The sequence below is a fragment of the Microlunatus sp. YIM B11417 genome (assembly GCF_059617205.1).
On record NZ_JCAMPJ010000003.1, the window covers coordinates 250,978 to 268,882 of the forward strand.

The window sequence follows — 17,905 nt, forward strand, 5'->3', positions numbered from 1 at the left end:
GGGAGGGTGCGATAGTCCGGTCATGACCAGCCCGTCGACCCCCGATGATCTTGTCCCGTTGCCCGGTGGCCTGACCCTGCGCCAGGCGGGCCCGGCGGATCTGGACCAGATCGGCACCCTGCTCACCGAACGCGGCGAGCCCGGCGATGCCCTTGATCATCGCCTGGTCGTCGAGGATCCCGATCTCGGCTGGCCTGCCTGTGCCGTGGTCGTCGACGGCGAGCGGGTGGTCTCGACGGCCACCCTGCTCGACGAGGGACTCCGGCTCGGTGATCTCCAACTGCCGGCCGGTCAGGTCGAGCTGGTGGCGACCGAGCGGTCGTACGAGGGACGCGGGCTGGCCCGGGCCCTGATGGCCTGGGCTCACCGTCGGTCCGCCGCCCGCGGTCACCTGCTGCAGATCATGATCGGGATCCCGTACTTCTACCGCCTCTTCGGGTACGAGTACGCGATCGACATCAACCCGGCCCTGGCAGCGCGAGCACCGGCCGGCCCGCCCGGGCCGGGGTTCCGGCCGGCCAGCGCCGAGGACCTGCCGGTCCTGGCGGAGCTGCAGCAGCGGACCCAGGCGGCGTTCGATCTCGCCGTGCCGCACCCGGCCGCCCGGTGGCGCTGGCTGCTGCACCAGGACGCGAGCGAGTTGTGGGTCGTGGAGCGAGCCGGTGTCGTCGTCGCCGCTGCCCGGGTCCGCCGCGGCGACGGCGAACTGCTGCTGGCCGAGGCCGCCGCGACGGACGAGCCCGCCGCGATCGACCTGCTGCGCGGCGTGGCCGGGCTCGCGCCCGAGGCGTCGCTGCAGGTGGTGCACCGCCCGGGCACCGTACCCGCAGCGGCGTGGCGAGCACTGCTTGATCATGAGACGCCCCGGCGGGCCGAGCAGTACTACGTCCGGATCCCCGACCCCGCCGCCCTGCTGGACCGGCTCCGCCCACTGCTCTGGCAGCGCCTGGCCGGAGGGCCGGACCGGACCGGCCGCGACCTGGTGATCTCCACCTTCGGCGCCCACTACCGGCTGCCAATCGGCGCGGACGGCCTCGGCCCGGTGATCAAGGGAGGCACGATGCAGAGCCCGGGCGTCGCCGGTGCCGTCGGTGTTGCGCCGGACCAACTCGCGGCCCTGCTCTTCGGCCCGTACGGTCTCGAAGGCCTGACCCGGTCGCGACCCGACGTCTACACCGCGGACGAGGAGCTCTACCGGGCGATCTTCCCGCCGGTCACCGCGGACGTGCTCAGCTACTACCTGCCCTACTGAGGGACGGGGTGATCAACGGGTCGCGAGCTGCTGTTCCAGGTCGGCCCTGAACTGATCACCGCCGCGTTTGTGCCATTCGGTCTTGAAGGCCTGGAAGTCCGACAGCGGGCGGCGGCCGGAGACGATCTGGTTGATGTAGTCGTCGGTGATCTTCTCCAACACGCCGCCGACCCGGTCGCCGACCTCCGAGGGCAGGCTGGCCAGCGGATTGTCGAAGCCGTCGGTGGCCAGGGCCTCGGCATAGGCGAGCGCGTCGGAGTGGCCGGTCGGGGTGCCGGGGTAGTAGTACGCGTGCGGGTAACCGGTGAGGCCGGTCAGCTCGGCCTGCAGGGCCGGGTCGTCGACCGGGGTCGGCTCGTGATCATCGTTGTAGTTCCAGTGCCGGCCCTCGATGCCGAACCGGTTGATCATGTATTCCTTGGTCCCGAAACGCGCGGCGAGGTAGTCGAGGCAGCGCAGGATCGTCTCGACCCGGCCGGGCTTCTCGGCGGCCTTGGCGGAGATCGCCGTACGGGAGAACCAGCCGGTCGACTTGATCCACCGGGCCTTCCCGCCGTCGTGGCCGGGCGGCAGCAGCGGGATCGTGCCCGGGTGTTTGACGATCATCTGCCGGCCTTCGGAGGTGGCGGCGAAGGCGTAGCCGATGCCGCCCTTGGCGATGCCGATCTGGCTGGAGTTGAACATGCCGAGGACCTTGATCTCCTGGGCGTCCAGGGCCAGCGCGTCCGGGTGGTAGCCGCCGGCGGCCCACAGTTCGCGGCACCAGGTGATCGCCGCCTCGTACTCCGGTGTGTCGATCCGCGGGATCACCCCGGCCTCGGTGACCTGCCAGTCCGGGCCGACCCGGAACATGGCCAGGATGAACGGCATGATCGATCCGGGGAAGGCGCCGATGCCGTACGGGGTCTGGCCGTTCTGCGGCGGGATCGCCTTCGGGATGTTGATCAGGAACTCGCGGAACTCGTCGGCGTTCGCCGGCGGCCCGGCCAGGCCGATCTTCTCGGCCCAGTCGCCACGATGGATGAAGACCGTGTCGACGGCGGGCAGCGGGTTGGCCACGCCCAGTACGCGACCGTTGATCATGGTGTTCTGCCAGGCCTCGACCGGGATGTTGGCCGCCAGGTTGGGGTAGTTCTGCATCTTGTCGCCGGCCAGGTGGTCGGTCAGGTCGGCGAATGCCCCTTGCCGCAGCGCCTTGTCACCGATCGGGTTCGGCAGCAGGCCGGTCACATCCGGCAGGTCGCCGCCGGCGAGCAGGGTGGCCAACTTCGATTCGTACGCGTCGGACGGGCCCCACACCTTCTTCAGTTCCAGGCCGAGCCGGTCGTTCAGATCAGCCCAGAACGGGTTCTGCCCGACCGGCGGAGGCGGCGGCGACCAGATGATCGAGAACATCGACATCGACGTGCCGTCGCCCGGCTTCTCCGGCCAGGAGACCCGAAGCTGATCCGGCACCTTCGCGTACGCGCTCGGCAGGCCGGGGACCTTGCTCCGGATCTCGCCCTCCACGGGCGGCGCCGGCAGGTGCTTCGGCAGCTCGCCGGTGGAGCCGGCCGGGGCCGACGGCTTCCCGCCACCCTCACCGGTGATCGCCGAGCAGCCGGCGGCAACCGCCACGGCCGTGCCGAGCCCGGCCTGGAGCAGCCGGCGGCGGCCCACGGCGCCCGGCGCGATCCGGCCGGTGGGGATTCCCTGATCACTCATGACGAGACGACCTCTCTGCCTGGTTCGGGTGATCAACGTCCGGCGAGCTGTTGCTCCAGGTCGGCCTTGATCTGATCACCGCCGCGTTTGTGCCATTCGGTCTTGAAGGCCTGGAGGTCCGACAGCGGTCGGCGGCCGGAGACGATCTGGTTGATGTAGTCGTCGGTGATCTTCTCCAGCACGCCGCCGACCCGGTCGCCGACCTCCGAGGGCAGGCTGGCCAGCGGGTCGTCGTACCCGTCGGTGGCCAGCGCCTCGGCGTACGCGAGCGCGTCCGAATAGCCGGTGGGCGTGCCCGGGTAGTAGTAGGCGTGCGGATACTGGGTCAGGCCGGTCAACTCGGCCTGCAGCGCCGGGTCGTCGACCGGTGTCGGTTCACGCTTGTCGTTGTAGTTCCAGTGCCGGCCCTCGATGCCGAACCGGTTGGCCATGTATTCCTTGGTTCCGAAGCAGGCGCTCAGGTAGTCGATGCAGCGCAGGATCGTCTCGACCCGGCCCGGCTTCGCGGCCGCCTTCGCCGAGATGCCCCAGCGGGAGAACCAGCCGGAGGTCTTGACCCACTTGGGTTTCCCGCCGTCGTGGCCGGGCGGGAGCAGCGGGACGGTGCCGGGGTGCTTGGCAATCATCTGCCGGCCTTCGGAGGTGGCGGCGAAGGCGTAGCCGATGCCGCCCTTGGCGATGCCGATCTGGCTGGAGTTGAACATGCCGAGGACCTTGATCTCCTGGGCGTCCAGGGCCAGGGCGTCCGGGTGGTAGCCGCCGGCGGCCCACAGTTCGCGGCACCAGGTGATCGCCGCCTCGTACTCCGGCGTCTCGATCCGCGACACCACCTTGCCGTCCAGCACCTGCCACTGCGGCCCGACCCGGAACATGGCCAGGATGAACGCCATGATCGATCCGGGGAAGGCGCCGATGCCGTACGGCTTCTGGCCGTTCTGCGGCGGGATCGCCTTCGGGATGTTGATCAGGAACTCGCGGAACTCGTCGGCGTTGGCCGGCGGTGCGGTGAGGCCGATCTTCTCGGCCCAGTCGCCGCGATAGATGAAGACCGTGTCGACGGCGGGCACCGGGTTGGTGACGCCCATCACCCGGCCGTTGATCATGGTGTTCTGCCAGGCGTCCTCGGCGGTGTTGGCCGCCAGGTTGGGGTAGTTCTGCATCTTGTCGCCGGCCAGGTAGTCGGTCAGGTCGGCGAACGCTCCCTGCTTGAGAGCCTTGTCGCCGATCGGGTTCGGCAGCAGGTTGGTGACGTCGGGCAGGTCGCCGCCGGCGAGCAGGGTGGCCAACTTCGATTCGTACGCGTCGGACGGGCCCCAGACCATCGTGAGCTCCAGGCCGAGCCGGTCGTTCAGGTCCTGCCAGAACACGTTCTGGGCCAGAGGAGGGGGCGGCGGCGACCAGATGATCGAGAACATCGACATCGACGTGCCGTCGCCCGGCTTCTCCGGCCACGAGGTGCGCAACGGGTCCGGCACCTTGGCGAACGCGTTCGGCAGGCCGGGGATCTTGCTCTTGATCTCGCCGTCGACGGCGGGAGCCGGAATGTGCTTCGGCACCTCGGCGGTGGCCCCGCCGGTCGTGGCCGGTGGTGCGCCGGCACCGCCCTCGCCGGTGATCGCCGAACAGCCGGCGCCGGCCACGGCCAACGACGCGCCGAGCCCGGCCTGGAGCAGCCGACGGCGGCCCACCGTGCCTCGGCTCAGGGCGGGAATTCCATGATCACTCATGACAGGACGACCTCTCTGCGTGCACCGGTGATCAGCCCTTGATCGCGCCGGTCAGCACGCCCTTGGTGAAGTACTTCTGCAGGAAGGGATAGACGAGCAGGATCGGCAGCACGGCGAGCACGACGACCGCCATCTGCACCGACTCCGGCTGCGGCGGAGTGTGGTTCGGGTCCTCGATCTGCGGCATCGGGGACCCCTGCACCACATAGAGGTTGAGCACCAGCTGGATCGGCCACTTGGTCGCGTCGTTGATGTAGAGCAGAGCGGTGAAGAACGTGTTCCAGTAGCCCACCGCGTAGAACAGGGCGATCACCGCGCTGACCGCCTTGGACAGCGGCAGCACGATGCTGGTGAAGATCTGCCGGTCGTTGCAGCCGTCGATCCGGGCCGCCTCGATCAGCTCCCGGGGCAGTTGCAGATAGAAGTTCCGCAGCACCACCAGGTTGAACGCGCTGATCAGCCCGGGCAGGATCATCGCGGCGTAGCTGTCCAGCAGGCCGAGGCTCTTGATCAACAGGAAGTTCGGGATCATGCCGGCCCCGAACAGCATCGTGAAGAGCGCCAGATACAAGATCACCCGCATCCCCGGCAGGTCAGCGGTCCGGGTCAGGCCGTACGCCATCATCGACGTGCAGACCATCGAACAGGCGGTGCCGATCACCGTGACCCCGATCGACACCAGCAGCGCCCGGGTGACGATCCCGCCCCGCAGGATCGAGGTGTACGCCTCCAGGCTGAACCGGTCGGGCAGCAGCCCGCCGAATCCGACCTCGGCCGAGTCGGCCAGCGAGACCGCGATCACGTTGAGGAACGGGTACAGCATCAGCACCGTGATCAGCACGATGACGATGATCTTGAGCGCCTGGACCGGCAGCGACGGCTTGCCGACCCAGATCGGGCGGGTCTCCCGGACCCTTGGCCGCCGCCGGCCCGCGATGCCGGACAGAGTCGCCATCAGAAGAGTCCTTCCGCGCCGAACCGTTTGGACAGGGCGTTCGCGCCGAGGACGAGCAGCGTGCCGACAACGCCCTTGACCAGGCCGACCGCGGTGGAGAAGCCCCAGTCGCTGCCGACCACGCCGCGGAAGTAGACGAAGGTGTCCAGCACCTCGGCCGCGGCTGCGCCGACGGTGTTGTACTGCAGGTAGATCTGCTCGAACCCGACGGTCAGCACGTCACCGAGCCGCAAGATCAACAGCAGCAGGATGACCGGCAGCAGCCCGGGCAGGGTGACGTGCACGATCCGCCGCCAGGCGCCGGCACCGTCCACGGCCGCGCTCTCGTACAACTCGGTCGGGATGGTGGTCAGGGCGGCGAAGAAGATGATCGTGCCCCAGCCGGAGTCCTTCCAGATCACCTGCGAGGTGACCAGCAGCTGGAACGTCTCCGGGTTGCTCATCAGGTTGACGTGTTCGATGCCGACCCGGCTGAGCAGGTCGGTGACGATCCCGGTGCCGCCGAGGATCTGCTGCCAGATGGAGATCACGATCACCCAGGAGATGAAGTGCGGCAGGTAGACGATCGATTGCAGCCACCGCTTCGTCCGGGTACTGATCAAGGAGTTCAGCAGCAGGGCCAGCGCGATCGGCGCCGGGAACGCGAAGATGATCTGGAGCAGCGAGAGCTGCAGGGTGTTGATCACCGCGTGCCCGACGTCCGGATCGGTGATCAACCGTTGGAAGTTCTCCAGACCGACCCAGGGGCTGTTCGCGAAGCCGAGGAAGGGGGAGTAGTCCTGGAACGCCGCGACGTTGCCCAGCATCGGTACGTAGGCGAAGATCACGAAGAAGATCAATCCGGGCAGCACAAAGGCGTACATACGCCAGTGCCGACGGGCCAGCAGCCAGCGGCGGCGGCGGATTCGCCCGGACGTAGCGGCGGCCCGGTCGACCGCCGTGGCTCGCGCCCCGAGCCGGCCCAACTCGGGGCCGGTTTCGCTGATCACGGACACGCTCCTTCACGGTCGCCATGCGGGATGTCGGACAGGGCTGTGCTGCCATCGTCGAACGGGCGCGGGTACGGCCACAACCGCCCTGGTTAGACCAGTCGTTACCTGTTTCCGCCGGAGTCGGTGCAGACTGGTTCAGCACAGTCGCCATGGGGACCTGAAGGAGCGAACGTGACACAGGAGGCGGTGACCTCGAAGGTCGACCTGGTCCGGACCCAGCTGCTGAACCTGATCGACCAGACCGAGGAGGGCACGGCGCTGCCGTCGGAACGGATCCTGGCGGCCCGGTTCCAGGTCGCCCGGATGACGCTGCGCCGGGCCATGGATGATCTTGCGTTCGACGGTCTGATCGTCCGGCAGCACGGCCGCGGCGTGTTCACGGCCCGGCCGAAGGTGGCCGGCCGACTGGCCGTGTCCTCCTTCTCCGAGGACACCCGACGGCGCGGCCTGACGCCCGGCACGCGGGTGATCGCGTTCCGGAAGGGCCGGGCCGACCGCAACATCGCGCGCCAGCTGCGGATCCCGGTGAACGACTTCGCGTACTTCTACACCCGGCTCCGGCTGGCCGACGGGGTGCCGATGGCGCTGCAGCACTGCACCTTGGTGGCCGACGCGGTGCCGGACCTGACCGAAGAGGACCTCACCGGTTCGCTGTACGAGTCACTGGAGCGGCGCTACGGCGTCAAGATCAACGGGGCCACGGTCGATCTCGAAGCGGTGATGCCGGACGCCCGCGGCGCGGAACTGCTGACGATCCCGATGAGCCAGCCGTGCATCCAGCTGCGCGGCTTCGGACTGGACCAGACGGGCCGGGTCGTGGAGATCGGTCGCAGCCTGTTCCGCGGTGACCGGTACCGGCTGAGCAGTTCGTTCTCCCGTGGCGATCTGGGGCCTCGGCGGGCCCGGCCGAGCGCGCGCTGAAGGCTGGTGATCATGATGTCCAGCTGGTCTAATCCGGATCGCCGGAATCCCTGGCCCGGTCCCGTACGGCCCCCTAGCTTCGTTTCCGTTGGCGAGGCTCTTGCCGGACCGAGGCCGAGGAGGCGGGTGTGAGGCGCTGGATGGCGATCGACGTCGGCCAGACGACGGTACGCCTTCGTACCTCCTGGACATCCGAGGTGATCACCGCCCCCGGCTTCCACGACCCGACAGCCGACCCGGTCGCGGCGGCCTTCGGTGCCGTCCGGCCGATCCTCGCCGCGGTCGCCGGCTCCCTGAGCGACGACGACGCACTCGTCCTGGCGATCGGCCACACCGGGTTGCCGGAACCAGCTGGCGAGCTGGATGCCGTCGCGAAGCTGATCTTGGACGAGCTGCCCGCGGTGGGCGAGGTGCGGCTGTTCCCGGACGCGGTGACGGCGCATGCCGGCGCCCTGGCGGGCCAGGCCGGCGTCGTCGTGGCAGCCGGGACCGGAACCGTCTGCCTCGGCGTGGACAGCACCGGCCGGGCGGTCCGGGTCGACGGCGTCGGGCACCTGGTCGGTGACGCCGGAAGCGCGTACGACCTCGGCCGGGCCGGCTTGCGGCAGGCCGTCTGGCATCAGGAGCAGCGGGAGGCGGCCCCTGATCTGCATGACGCGGCACGGCGCTATCTCCTCGACGATCTTGATCTCGGCGACGATCTCGGTGCGGCCCTGCGCCGGCTCTGCTGGCTGCCGGACCGGGTCAAGCTCGTCGCCGCGTTCGCCCGGCCGGTGATCGACTTCGCCCGGGCCGGCGATCCGGTCGCGACGCGCCTGGTCGGGCGTGCGGCCGCGGACCTGGCCGAGACGGTCCGTGCCTGCTGTGCCCTGATCGATCCGGCCGCCGAGGACCGCCGGATCGCCTGCATCGGTGGGATGTTCGCGAGCGACACCCTGGTGCAGCCGTTCCAAGCCGCGCTCGACCTGCCCGATTGGCGGTTGGTCCCGGCCGACGGGACCGTCCTGGACGGCACGGTGCTGCTGGCCGGAGACTCGGCAGGTCCCCACGCCTCCCTCGGCCACTTGACCGAGCGAATCTCGCTCTCGCGGATGAAAGGAACCTGATGACCGCGACGTTCACCGAGCAGATCCCGCAGCACGGACTGATCGTCTCCTGCCAGGCGACCACCGGCTCGCCGCTGCGCGAGTCGATGATCATGGCGCTGATGGCGGAGTCGGCGGAGCTGGGCGGCGCGGCCGGGCTGCGGGCCAACGGGGCGGCCGACATCGCCATGATCAGCTCCCGGGTCGACCTGCCGCTGATCGGGATCAACAAGCTCGGTGACCCGTCCGGCGTCTTCATCACCCCGACCGTGCAGGCGGCGCTGGAGATCGTCGATGCGGGGGCGACGATCATCGCCCTGGACGGGACGCAGCGGCCACGGCCGGACGGCAGTTCGCTGGCCGACCAACTGGCGATGATCAAGGCCGAGACCCAGGTGCCGATCATGGCGGACGTGGACACGGTGGCGGCGGGGATCTCCGCCCGCCGGGCCGGCGCCGACGTCGTCGCCACCACGCTGTCCGGCTACACCGCTGCCGGCGACGGCGGCCCCGGCCCCGACCTCGGCCTGGTCACAGCCCTGGCCGCCGCCGTCGACTGCCCGGTCATCGCCGAGGGCCGGATCCGGGACGACTCCGAGGCCCTGGCCGCGCTGGCCGCCGGCGCCTATGCGGTCGTCGTCGGCAGCGCGATCACCAACCCGGTCCTGACCACCCGCCGCTTCGTCGACCGCCTCGGCACGTTCGCCTCCTGAGTTCGGGCCGGGCAGTTTTTCACGTTAACGTGAAAAACTGGCGCTTCCCTCGAGATATAACGCGCGCAAAGTGACAGGAAGTGTCGGGGAAGATGGCGGCTCCCGATGGTCGTCACCCCGGCGTACCGGTGGGCGGGATCATGAAGGTGATCACGTCCTGCGCCTCGGCCGGGTCGGGCCGGACCTTGGCCAGCTCGTCCCAGAGCGTGCTGCCGCGGTCGTGCAACGCCAGCGCGGTGACGCCCCAGGCCGGGGCCCAGCCGAGTTCCAGGCACCAGGCGCCCCAGCCGGCGTCGCCCGAGCTGCCCCAGAAGTCCCAGCGGCGGAAGTCGAAGGAGCGGAACCAGCTCCCGTCCAGCTCCGGCCGGTCGCTGCGCAGCTGGATCCTGATCAGGTAGTCCGCCAGCCGGTCGGCGGCCGCGGCCACCCGATGATCATCGAGGACCGCGGCCGCCTCGTACAGGCCGAGCAGGGCGAAGCCGGAGGAGTAGAGCTGGTCGGAGGCCGGGTCTCCGGTCGCGAAGATGATCGGCTCCTCGGTGGTGCCGTACTCCTCGTTGGTCCGGGCGACCTGGAACAGGTCGATGCCGCCGGCCTCGATCTCACCGATGCCGCCACTCGCGTCCTGGCGGCTCAGCAGGGCGTCGACGACTGCGCTCAACCAGTCGCGGAATCGGTCCGACGGCTCGAGCCGGAGCTGCCACGCCAGCGGCAGCAGGATCCGGGCCAGCTCGGTCACGTCGTTGCGCCGCCAGCCGCCGGGGAAGCGCTCCATCATCGTGATCAACGCGGTCCGGGTCCGGTCCAGGAACGGCCGGTAGCCGGTCGCGGCGTAGGCCCATTGGTAGCAGGCCCACAGGTACGCCTCGAAGTGCGCGCTGGGATTGATCAAGGAACCGTCGAAGTAGTGCCGCCAGCCGTGCTCGGCGAGCTGGGGCTGGTCGATCCGGTCGCCCCGGAAGCCGGTCCGGCCGGTGGTCCGGAAGTTCGCGGTGATGGCGGTGATCAACGAGCGGTGCCCGTCGGTGACGCCGAGCGTCGCGTCGGCCAGCAGCCAGGCCAGGATCACCCGGGCGTTGTCGTCGCCGTAGTTGGCGATCTCCCAGGCCGGCGTGCCGGTGCCCCAGCCGATCAGTCCGTACGAGGGCCGCGCGGGATCGGCCCGCTCGCCGGCGCACAACCCGGACGGTCCGCGCAGGTAGCCGATCAGGTTCCGCGCCGTCCGCGGGCCGTCCGATCCGGGCTTGTCGAGGGCCAGCACCATCGCCGTCTCCGCGATGCAGTCGGCCCGCAGCGGCAGCCGGATCCGCTGGCTGCCGTCCGGCTGGATGGTGGACTCGAAGCCCTCGGCGACCCCATGGCTGCCGTCACCGGTGCCCGCCGGGAGCCGGTCCCGGTCCACGGCCTCGCCGGCGACCATCAGCTTGCGGACCGCCCGTTCCTGATCTTGGTCGAGCAGCAGCCCCGACCGGCGCAGCCAGTCCTGGTAGGCCGCCACCGCCGCCGCGGCCGCGTCGTCGGGCAGCACCTCGTCCCGGCCGAACCGCGGCGCCACCGCTCCCGGGATGATCATGGCCGGCGGCTCGGCGTCCGGCTGCAGGACGCGCAGGATCCCCTGCCAGAGGGAGATCCAGGCCGACTGCGGCTCGTACCGGCCGCGGCCGAACCGGCTCAGCTGGGTGGTGGCGACCAGCACCGGCGCGTCCGGCAGTCGGTAGAGGACCGACCGGGCGTTCTCGGGCAGGCCGTAGACGGCGGTGTCGAAGCCGGCCACCCTGGCCAGCCAGAGCAACGTGTCCGGCTGCCGGGTCGGCAGATACCGGCAGGCGTGGACGGCGAGCAGCCCGAGCTCCGGGCCGAGCCGCGGATCGCCGATCACCAACCGCTCCAGCGTCGCCGTCTCCGGCTCGGTGTCGAGCCCGGGCAGGCCGGCCGGATACTCGACCAGCACCGACACCTGCCGCTCGGCCGCGGCGCTGATCAACTCCGGCGGGAACGCCGTCCGCCGGTCCGGATAGCCGTCGGCGAGCACCAGCACCGTGTCACCGGCCGCGGCGGCGTCCAGGGCCGCGGCCGGCTCCTCGTACCGGACGGGCTGGTGATCTTCGGTGGACAGGGCTCGGAGGAGATCGTTGTCCGCATCACAGCAGAACAGAATCCGGTTCACGCTTCTGGGGTCCCCGCGGCGTAGTTCGGAGGAGCGAAGCGGGGGAGAACTACGTCGTGGGGTATCCATGGATCGTCACGCTAGTGATCATGACCGGGTCCGACACCCAACTCCGTTAGACCACCGGCACCGTGCTCAGTCGCCGCTGCGGCGCAGCACCTCGCTGAGCCGCTCGGCGGCCGCGATCACGGCCGGAGCGTGTAACCGGCCCGGCTGCCTGGACAGGCGCTCGATCGGACCCGAAACGCTCACCGCGGCAATGACCTTGCCGGACGGGGACCGCACCGGGGCCGAGACCGACGCCACGCCGGGCTCGCGCTCGCCGACCGACTGGGCCCAGCCGCGGCGGCGTACCGCGGCGAGGGCCACGGCGGAGTAGCGGGAGCCGCGCAGGCCGCGCTGCATCCGGTCCGGCTCTTCCCAGGCGAGCAGGACCTGCGCCGCGGAGCCGGCGCTCATGGTCAGCTGGGTGCCGACCGGGACGGTGTCACGGAGCCCCGAGGTGCGCTCGGCGGTGGCGACGCAGACGCGGTAATCGCCTTGCCGGCGGAACATCTGAGCAGATTCGCCGGTGATGTCCCGGAGCCGGGCCAGCACCGGTCCGGCGGTGGCCAGCAGCCGGTCCTCACCGGCGGCGGAGGCGAGTTCGGCGAGCCTCGGGCCGAGGATGAAGCGCCCTTGCAGATCGCGGCTGACCAGTCGATGATGTTCGAGAGCGACGGCGAGTCGATGGGCTGTGGGCCGGGCCAGTCCGGTGGCGGCGACCAGTCCGGCCAAGGTTGTCGGTCCCGTCTCCAAGGCACTGAGCACCAGTGCGGCTTTGTCGAGCACCCCGACACCGCTAGAGTTGTCCATGTCCTGATATTGCCGTCTCGGATGCTGGAATGCAAGTCGACAACAGGTAGCTCCGGCAACTAGGACGAGAGCCTGGAGATTCGTTGCGGGACGAGCATCTCCGAAGACATTTTTTCATTTTTCAGAGGAAGTGACCATCGATGGGCAAGACGTTGAGCGAGAAGATCTGGGACGACCATGTCGTCCGATCGCATGCCGGGGAACCGGATCTGCTCTACATCGACCTTCACCTGGTCCACGAGGTCACGAGCCCCCAGGCGTTCGACGGTCTGCGCCAGGCGGGCCGTCCGGTTCGCCGGCCCGATCTGACCCTGGCCACCGAAGATCACAACACGCCGACCCTCAACATCGACCAGCCGATCGCCGATCCGGTGTCGCGGACGCAGGTCGACACGCTGCGCAAGAACGCCGCCGAGTTCGGGGTACGACTGCACAGCCTGGGTGATCTCGACCAGGGCGTGGTGCACATCATCGGCCCGCAGCTTGGCCTGACCCAGCCCGGGATGACCGTCGTCTGCGGCGATTCGCACACCTCGACCCACGGCGCCTTCGGCGCGATCGCGTTCGGCATCGGCACCTCCGAGGTCGAGCACGTGCTGGCCACCCAGACGTTGCCGCAGGCGAAGCCGAAGACCATGGCCGTCAACATCAACGGCGAACTGCCGCCCGGTGTGGTGGCCAAGGACGTCGTGCTGGCGTTGATCGCCAAGGTCGGCACCGGCGGCGGTCAGGGCTACATCGTCGAGTACCGCGGCAGCACCATCGAGAAGATGTCGATGGAGGGCCGGATGACGATCTGCAACATGAGCATCGAGTGGGGTGCCAAGGCCGGCCTGGTGGCACCCGACCAGACCACCTTCGACTACGTGCAAGGGCGTCCGCACGCTCCGGCCGGCGCCGACTGGGACGCCGCGGTGGAGTACTGGAAGACCCTGCGGACGGATCCCGACGCGACCTTCGATGCCGAGATCGATCTTGATGCGGCGCAGTTGACGCCGTTCGTCACCTGGGGCACCAACCCAGGCCAGGGCGTTCCGCTGTCCGCCGACGTACCCGATCCCGAGGTGTTCCCGGACGCCGCCGACCGCACCGCGGCGACGAAAGCCCTGGAGTACATGGATCTCCGGCCGGGCACGCCGATGCGGGAGATCAAGGTCGACACCGTCTTCCTGGGTTCCTGCACCAACGGGCGGATCGAGGACCTGCGTGCCGCCGCCGAGGTGATCAAGGGTCGCCAGGTCGCCGACGGGGTACGGATGCTGGTGGTGCCCGGGTCCGCCCGGGTGCGGCTGCAGGCCGAGGGCGAGGGCCTGGACGTGATCTTCAAGGAGGCCGGCGCCGAGTGGCGCGCGGCGGGCTGCTCGATGTGTCTCGGCATGAACCCGGACCAGCTGGCGCCGGGGGAGCGCTCCGCCTCGACCTCCAACCGCAACTTCGAAGGCCGGCAGGGCAAGGGCGGCCGGACCCACCTGGTCTCGCCCCCGGTCGCCGCGGCGACCGCCGTCACCGGAACCCTGGCCGCGCCGGCCGATCTGCCGGCCGCCGTCTCGGCCTGATCGTCAAAAGGAATCGCGTGATCATGGAAAAGTTCAGCAGCCACACCGGAACCGCGCTGCCGCTGCGGCGGAGCAACGTCGACACCGACCAGATCATCCCGGCCGTCTACCTCAAGCGGGTCACCAAGACCGGCTTCGAGGACGGGCTCTTCGCGGCCTGGCGGGCCGATCCCGACTTCGTCCTCAATCGGCCGGAGCACGCCGGTGCCACGATCCTCATCCCCGGGCCGGACTTCGGCACCGGGTCGTCCCGCGAGCATGCCGTCTGGGCCCTGCAGAACTACGGGTTCAAGGTGGTGATCGGCGCTCGGTTCGGCGACATCTTCCGCGGCAACTCCGGTAAGGCCGGCCTGCTGATCGCGGTCGTCGACCAGAAGATCATCGAGGAGCTCTGGGAGTTCGTCGAGGCCGACCCGAGCCGTGAGCTGACCGTCGACCTGGCCGAGCGCAAGATCACGGCCGACGGCTTCGAGACCACGTTCGAGATCGACGACTACACCCGCTGGCGCCTGATGGAGGGGCTGGACGACATCGGCCTCACCCTGCGTCACGAGGAGTTGATCGACGGGTACGAGAGCACGCGGCCGTCGTTCAAGCCGGCCACGCTGCCGGCCAAGGTCGCCTCGGCCGGCTGAGCTCCGTACGGGTCCGATCGGCCCGATTCTCTTGCGACACGGCGTTTTCTCCGCGTTGGTGTTTGTCAGGACGCGTGGACTTCCCTAGCGTTATTCCTGCAGACGTACGGTACGGCTGCCCATTGGCCTACAACAAGGCTTGGAAAGTGTTCGTAAGAAGGGAAGCTGTGAACAAGGCTGAGTTGATTGAGGCGTTGTCGACTCATTACGAGGGCAACAAGGCTGAGGCGGCCCGGGCGTTGAACGCGGTGGTGCAGACCATCACGTACCAGACGGCGTCTGGCGAGAAGGTTTCGATCACCGGGTTCGGCGTCTTCGAGAAGGTGCACCGGTCGGCTCGGATGGTTCGCAACCCGCGGACCGGCGAGCGGAAGCGCGCCAAGGCCACCGCGGTCCCGCGGTTCCGTGCCGGCTCGGATCTGAAGGCGTTCGTCTCCGGCGCCAAGAAGGTGCCGAAGACCACCGCCAAGAAGGCCGCCGCGAAGACGACGGCCACCGCGACCGCCGCCAAGAAGACGGCCGCTCCGGCGAAGCGCGTCGCCAAGGCCGCACCGGCCAAGACGGCGGCGACCAAGAAGGCCGCGGTGAAGGCGCCGGCGAAGAAGGCCGCGCCGGCGAAGAAGGCTCCGGCGAAGAAGGCAGCGGCGAAGAAGACCGCGAAGCGCTGAGCCACGCACCACTGAAGATCGAAATCCGGGCCGACCCCCAACGGGGCCGGCCCGGATTTTCATGTCCGCAAGAGATCCGGGCACGGATTCGACGCCCCGCGGGTTGATCAAGCGCGCCCCAGCCGACCCGCCTCACCACCTTTCCTGTCGCCTTACCAGGGAAGCTTCTGTGGTAAGCGACAGTTTTTCACGGGACGTGAAAAACCGACGGGCGGCGAGTCGGAGGGGCCGGCGGACAGATCAGGCGGTACGGGACCAGGTCGCGATCGCCGAGCGGGCGGCGGGGCCGAGTCCCAGGCCGGAGATGGCGGCAAGATCATCCTCGGTGTCGACGTCCAGCCGCGCGTCCGGCACGGGACGGCCGATCATCGCGTCGGTCAGGGCGACGGCGCCGCTGGCCCGATGTGCGGCCGCGGACCCGGGGCCGAAGCGTGGATCGAGCGGCACGCCGTCGGCGAACAGCATCGTGGTGCCGACCCCGTCCGCGTCGGCGAGGAAGCTGCGCGGCTTCCCGGCCGTGGCGTCGATCACCGCCCGGAGCGACTCCGGTCGCAACGCCGGCAGGTCGGCGACGCAGGCGAACAGTCTCCGGATTCCCTGTCCGTGCAGGTATTCCTCGCCCGCCCGGAGGGCCTGGTTGAGGCCGCCCGGCTCGGTCTCCGCGACCAGGTCCACCGACAGGCCGTGATCAACGAGCCGCGCGTGCAGGCCCGGTTCGGCGGTGACGATCACGGTCCGGGCGGCGCCGGAAAGGATCCGTACCGTGTCCAGCAGCATGGCCCAGACCAGATCGCGACGGAGCGGACCGGGCAGCGTCGCGAGGCGCGACTTCGCCAGACCCAGCGGCTTGATCGCCACCACCGCGCCGAGACCGGACCCGGCCGCGGGCCGCGGCGTCGCCGAAGGAGCTTCCATGGCAGCCATGGTGCCACCCCGCCCCAGCCGTACGCCCTAAGGTGTGGCTGGTGGACCATCCCCGTCGCCTGCCGGACATCGTGGCCCGGATCGCCGAACCGGGCGAGCCGACGCTGCGGCGTACGGTCCGGCTGCTGAACGCGACCTTCGGCCGGCTGACCCGGCGGGACTGGCACGGCGCGGACAAGGTGCCCAAGGCCGGCGGGCTGGTGATCGTCGCCAATCACATCTCCAACGTCGATCCGCTGGCCCTCGGCCAGTTCGTGGCCTACGCCGGTCGCTGGCCGCGGTTCCTGGCCAAGGAGTCGTTGTTCCGGATCCCGGTGATCGGGGCGGTGATCACGCGCTGCGGCCAGATTCCGGTGCGGCGCGGCACCCACCAGGCCGGACACGCGCTCGATCATGCGGTCGACGCGGTACGATCCGGCCGGTCCGTGATCATCTACCCGGAAGGAACGATCACCATGGACCCCGACCTCTGGCCGATGGCCGGCAAGACCGGCGCTGCCCGGGTCGCGCTGGCCACCGGCTGCCCGGTGATCCCGATCGGGCAGTGGGGCGCCCAGGAGATCATGTACGGCAAGCGGATCCATTTCCCCCGGCTGCTGCCCCGCAAGACGTTGCGGGTGATCGCGGGCGACCCGGTGCCGCTCGATGATCTTCGGGACCGGCCGCTCACCGCCGAACTGCTGCGGCAGGCCACGGACCGGATCATGGAGTCGATCACGGCGCTGGTCTCGGCACTGCGGAACGAGGCGCGATGACCGCCCGGGTGACGGTGATGGGGTCCGGGTCCTGGGGGACCGCGTTCGCCCTGGTGCTCTCCGACGCCGGCCAGCAGGTCACGCTGTGGGCCCGCCGCCCGGAATTGGCCGACAAGATCAACAGCCAGCACTGCAATCCCGACTACTTCCCGACGATCGACCTGCCGGACACGTTGCGGGCCGATCATGATCCGGACCGGGCGATGGCCGACGCCGAGTACGTCGTGCTCGCCGTACCGGCGCAGTCGTTGCGGGCCACGATGGCGGGCTGGCGGATCCCTGCCGATGCCGTCGTGATCAGCCTGGCCAAGGGAATCGAGCTCGGCACCGGCTACCGGATGAGCCAGGTGATCGGTGAGGTCGGCGGGATCGGTGCCGACCGGATCGGCGTCGTCACAGGGCCCAACCTGGCCCGGGAGATCGCCGAGCGGCAGCCGTCCGCGAGCGTCGTGGCCAGCACTTCGCCGGAGACGGCGATCCGGCTGCAGGAGCTGTGCCACACCAGCCGGTTCCGCGCCTACACCAACCACGACGTGGTCGGCTGTGAGCTGGCCGGCGCGACCAAGAACGTGATCGCGCTGGCGGTCGGAATGGCCGCCGGGCTGGGCTTCGGTGCGAACGCCACCGCGTCGGTGATCACTCGCGGGCTGGCCGAGACGACTCGGCTCGGTGTGGCGCTCGGCGCGGACCCGTACACCTTCTCGGGGCTGGCCGGGCTCGGTGATCTTGTGGCGACCTGCTCCTCGCCGCTGTCCAGGAACCGGTCCTTCGGCGAGGAACTCGGTTGGGGCCGGACCGTCGCGGAGATCACCGGCGAGACCCGGCAGGTGGCCGAGGGCGTCAAGTCGTGTGCGTCGATCCAGGACCTGGCCCGGCGCTCCGGCGTCGAGATGCCGATCGTCGATCAGGTCGCCGCGGTGATCGCCGGCACGATCACGGCCAAGGAGATGATCCCGGCGCTGATGTCCCGAGCGGCGAAACCCGAGCGATACTGAG

General features: G+C 69.7%; 16 protein-coding genes. 9 read left to right on the plus strand and 7 right to left on the minus strand.

What is annotated here, in order from left to right; translation table 11 throughout:
- The first annotated feature begins 22 nt into the window (after positions 1-22).
- Positions 23-1,252 (plus strand): GNAT family N-acetyltransferase, encoded by a 1,230-nt coding sequence (locus tag AC6CCG_RS16340; protein WP_496655650.1) that lies wholly within the window; start codon positions 23-25, stop codon positions 1,250-1,252.
- A gap of 12 nt (positions 1,253-1,264) precedes the next feature.
- Here the strand turns inward: AC6CCG_RS16340 and AC6CCG_RS16345 are convergent, their stop codons facing one another.
- From AC6CCG_RS16345 to AC6CCG_RS16360, 4 genes are read right to left on the minus strand one after another with little or no spacing between them, the layout of a single operon-like run.
- Positions 1,265-2,956, minus strand: a complete 1,692-nt coding sequence (locus AC6CCG_RS16345; protein ID WP_496655651.1) for a type 2 periplasmic-binding domain-containing protein — start codon at positions 2,954-2,956, stop codon at positions 1,265-1,267.
- A 32-nt stretch (positions 2,957-2,988) separates the two neighbouring features.
- Positions 2,989-4,683 carry an extracellular solute-binding protein gene (locus AC6CCG_RS16350; RefSeq protein ID WP_496655652.1) on the minus strand — a complete coding sequence of 565 codons (1,695 nt, stop codon included), beginning with the start codon at positions 4,681-4,683 and terminating at the stop codon, positions 2,989-2,991.
- 31 nt (positions 4,684-4,714) lie between these two features.
- Positions 4,715-5,638: a carbohydrate ABC transporter permease gene (locus tag AC6CCG_RS16355; protein WP_496655653.1), complete on the minus strand. Its 924-nt coding sequence runs from the start codon at positions 5,636-5,638 to the stop codon at positions 4,715-4,717.
- Positions 5,638-6,627 carry an ABC transporter permease gene (locus tag AC6CCG_RS16360; protein ID WP_496655654.1) on the minus strand — a complete coding sequence of 330 codons (990 nt, stop codon included), beginning with the start codon at positions 6,625-6,627 and terminating at the stop codon, positions 5,638-5,640. The genes AC6CCG_RS16355 and AC6CCG_RS16360 overlap by 1 nt, the downstream gene beginning before the upstream one ends.
- Positions 6,628-6,801: 174 nt before the next feature.
- Between AC6CCG_RS16360 and AC6CCG_RS16365 the strand changes: the two genes are divergently transcribed.
- The 3 genes from AC6CCG_RS16365 (at position 6,802) to AC6CCG_RS16375 (ending at position 9,349) form a co-directional block, all read left to right on the plus strand.
- Positions 6,802-7,551: a GntR family transcriptional regulator gene (locus AC6CCG_RS16365; RefSeq protein ID WP_496655656.1), complete on the plus strand. Its 750-nt coding sequence runs from the start codon at positions 6,802-6,804 to the stop codon at positions 7,549-7,551.
- 128 nt (positions 7,552-7,679) lie between these two features.
- A complete protein-coding gene (locus tag AC6CCG_RS16370; protein WP_496655657.1) occupies positions 7,680-8,657 on the plus strand; it encodes an N-acetylglucosamine kinase in 978 nt (325 codons plus the stop codon).
- A complete protein-coding gene (locus AC6CCG_RS16375) occupies positions 8,657-9,349 on the plus strand; it encodes an N-acetylmannosamine-6-phosphate 2-epimerase (RefSeq protein WP_496655658.1) in 693 nt (230 codons plus the stop codon). The genes AC6CCG_RS16370 and AC6CCG_RS16375 overlap by 1 nt, the downstream gene beginning before the upstream one ends.
- A gap of 112 nt (positions 9,350-9,461) precedes the next feature.
- Here the strand turns inward: AC6CCG_RS16375 and AC6CCG_RS16380 are convergent, their stop codons facing one another.
- Together AC6CCG_RS16380 and AC6CCG_RS16385 are read right to left on the minus strand one after the other, a co-directional pair.
- Positions 9,462-11,516, minus strand: coding sequence for a hypothetical protein (locus AC6CCG_RS16380; protein ID WP_496655659.1), 2,055 nt, complete (start codon positions 11,514-11,516; stop codon positions 9,462-9,464).
- Positions 11,517-11,651: 135 nt separating this feature from the next.
- Positions 11,652-12,371 (minus strand): IclR family transcriptional regulator, encoded by a 720-nt coding sequence (locus AC6CCG_RS16385; protein ID WP_179748139.1) that lies wholly within the window; start codon positions 12,369-12,371, stop codon positions 11,652-11,654.
- A gap of 140 nt (positions 12,372-12,511) precedes the next feature.
- On the opposite strand from AC6CCG_RS16385, the gene leuC reads away from it, so the two are divergent.
- The 3 genes from leuC (at position 12,512) to AC6CCG_RS16400 (ending at position 15,230) form a co-directional block, all read left to right on the plus strand.
- Positions 12,512-13,927 carry a 3-isopropylmalate dehydratase large subunit gene (gene leuC, locus AC6CCG_RS16390; RefSeq protein WP_496655660.1) on the plus strand — a complete coding sequence of 472 codons (1,416 nt, stop codon included), beginning with the start codon at positions 12,512-12,514 and terminating at the stop codon, positions 13,925-13,927.
- A gap of 23 nt (positions 13,928-13,950) precedes the next feature.
- Positions 13,951-14,562 (plus strand): 3-isopropylmalate dehydratase small subunit, encoded by a 612-nt coding sequence (gene leuD / locus AC6CCG_RS16395; RefSeq protein ID WP_496656273.1) that lies wholly within the window; start codon positions 13,951-13,953, stop codon positions 14,560-14,562.
- A gap of 122 nt (positions 14,563-14,684) precedes the next feature.
- On the plus strand, positions 14,685-15,230 hold the full coding sequence (locus AC6CCG_RS16400) for an HU family DNA-binding protein (protein WP_218871047.1): 546 nt from the start codon (positions 14,685-14,687) through the stop codon (positions 15,228-15,230).
- A 240-nt stretch (positions 15,231-15,470) separates the two neighbouring features.
- On the opposite strand, the gene cofC is transcribed toward AC6CCG_RS16400, so the two are convergent.
- On the minus strand, positions 15,471-16,145 hold the full coding sequence (gene cofC / locus AC6CCG_RS16405; protein WP_496655661.1) for a 2-phospho-L-lactate guanylyltransferase: 675 nt from the start codon (positions 16,143-16,145) through the stop codon (positions 15,471-15,473).
- Positions 16,146-16,195: 50 nt separating this feature from the next.
- Here cofC and AC6CCG_RS16410 point away from each other — a divergent pair, with 50 nt between their 5' ends.
- Together AC6CCG_RS16410 and AC6CCG_RS16415 are read left to right on the plus strand one after the other, a co-directional pair.
- Positions 16,196-16,909: a lysophospholipid acyltransferase family protein gene (locus tag AC6CCG_RS16410; RefSeq protein WP_496655662.1), complete on the plus strand. Its 714-nt coding sequence runs from the start codon at positions 16,196-16,198 to the stop codon at positions 16,907-16,909.
- Positions 16,906-17,904, plus strand: a complete 999-nt coding sequence (locus AC6CCG_RS16415) for an NAD(P)H-dependent glycerol-3-phosphate dehydrogenase (protein ID WP_496655663.1) — start codon at positions 16,906-16,908, stop codon at positions 17,902-17,904. The genes AC6CCG_RS16410 and AC6CCG_RS16415 overlap by 4 nt, the downstream gene beginning before the upstream one ends.
- Position 17,905: the final 1 nt, after the last annotated feature.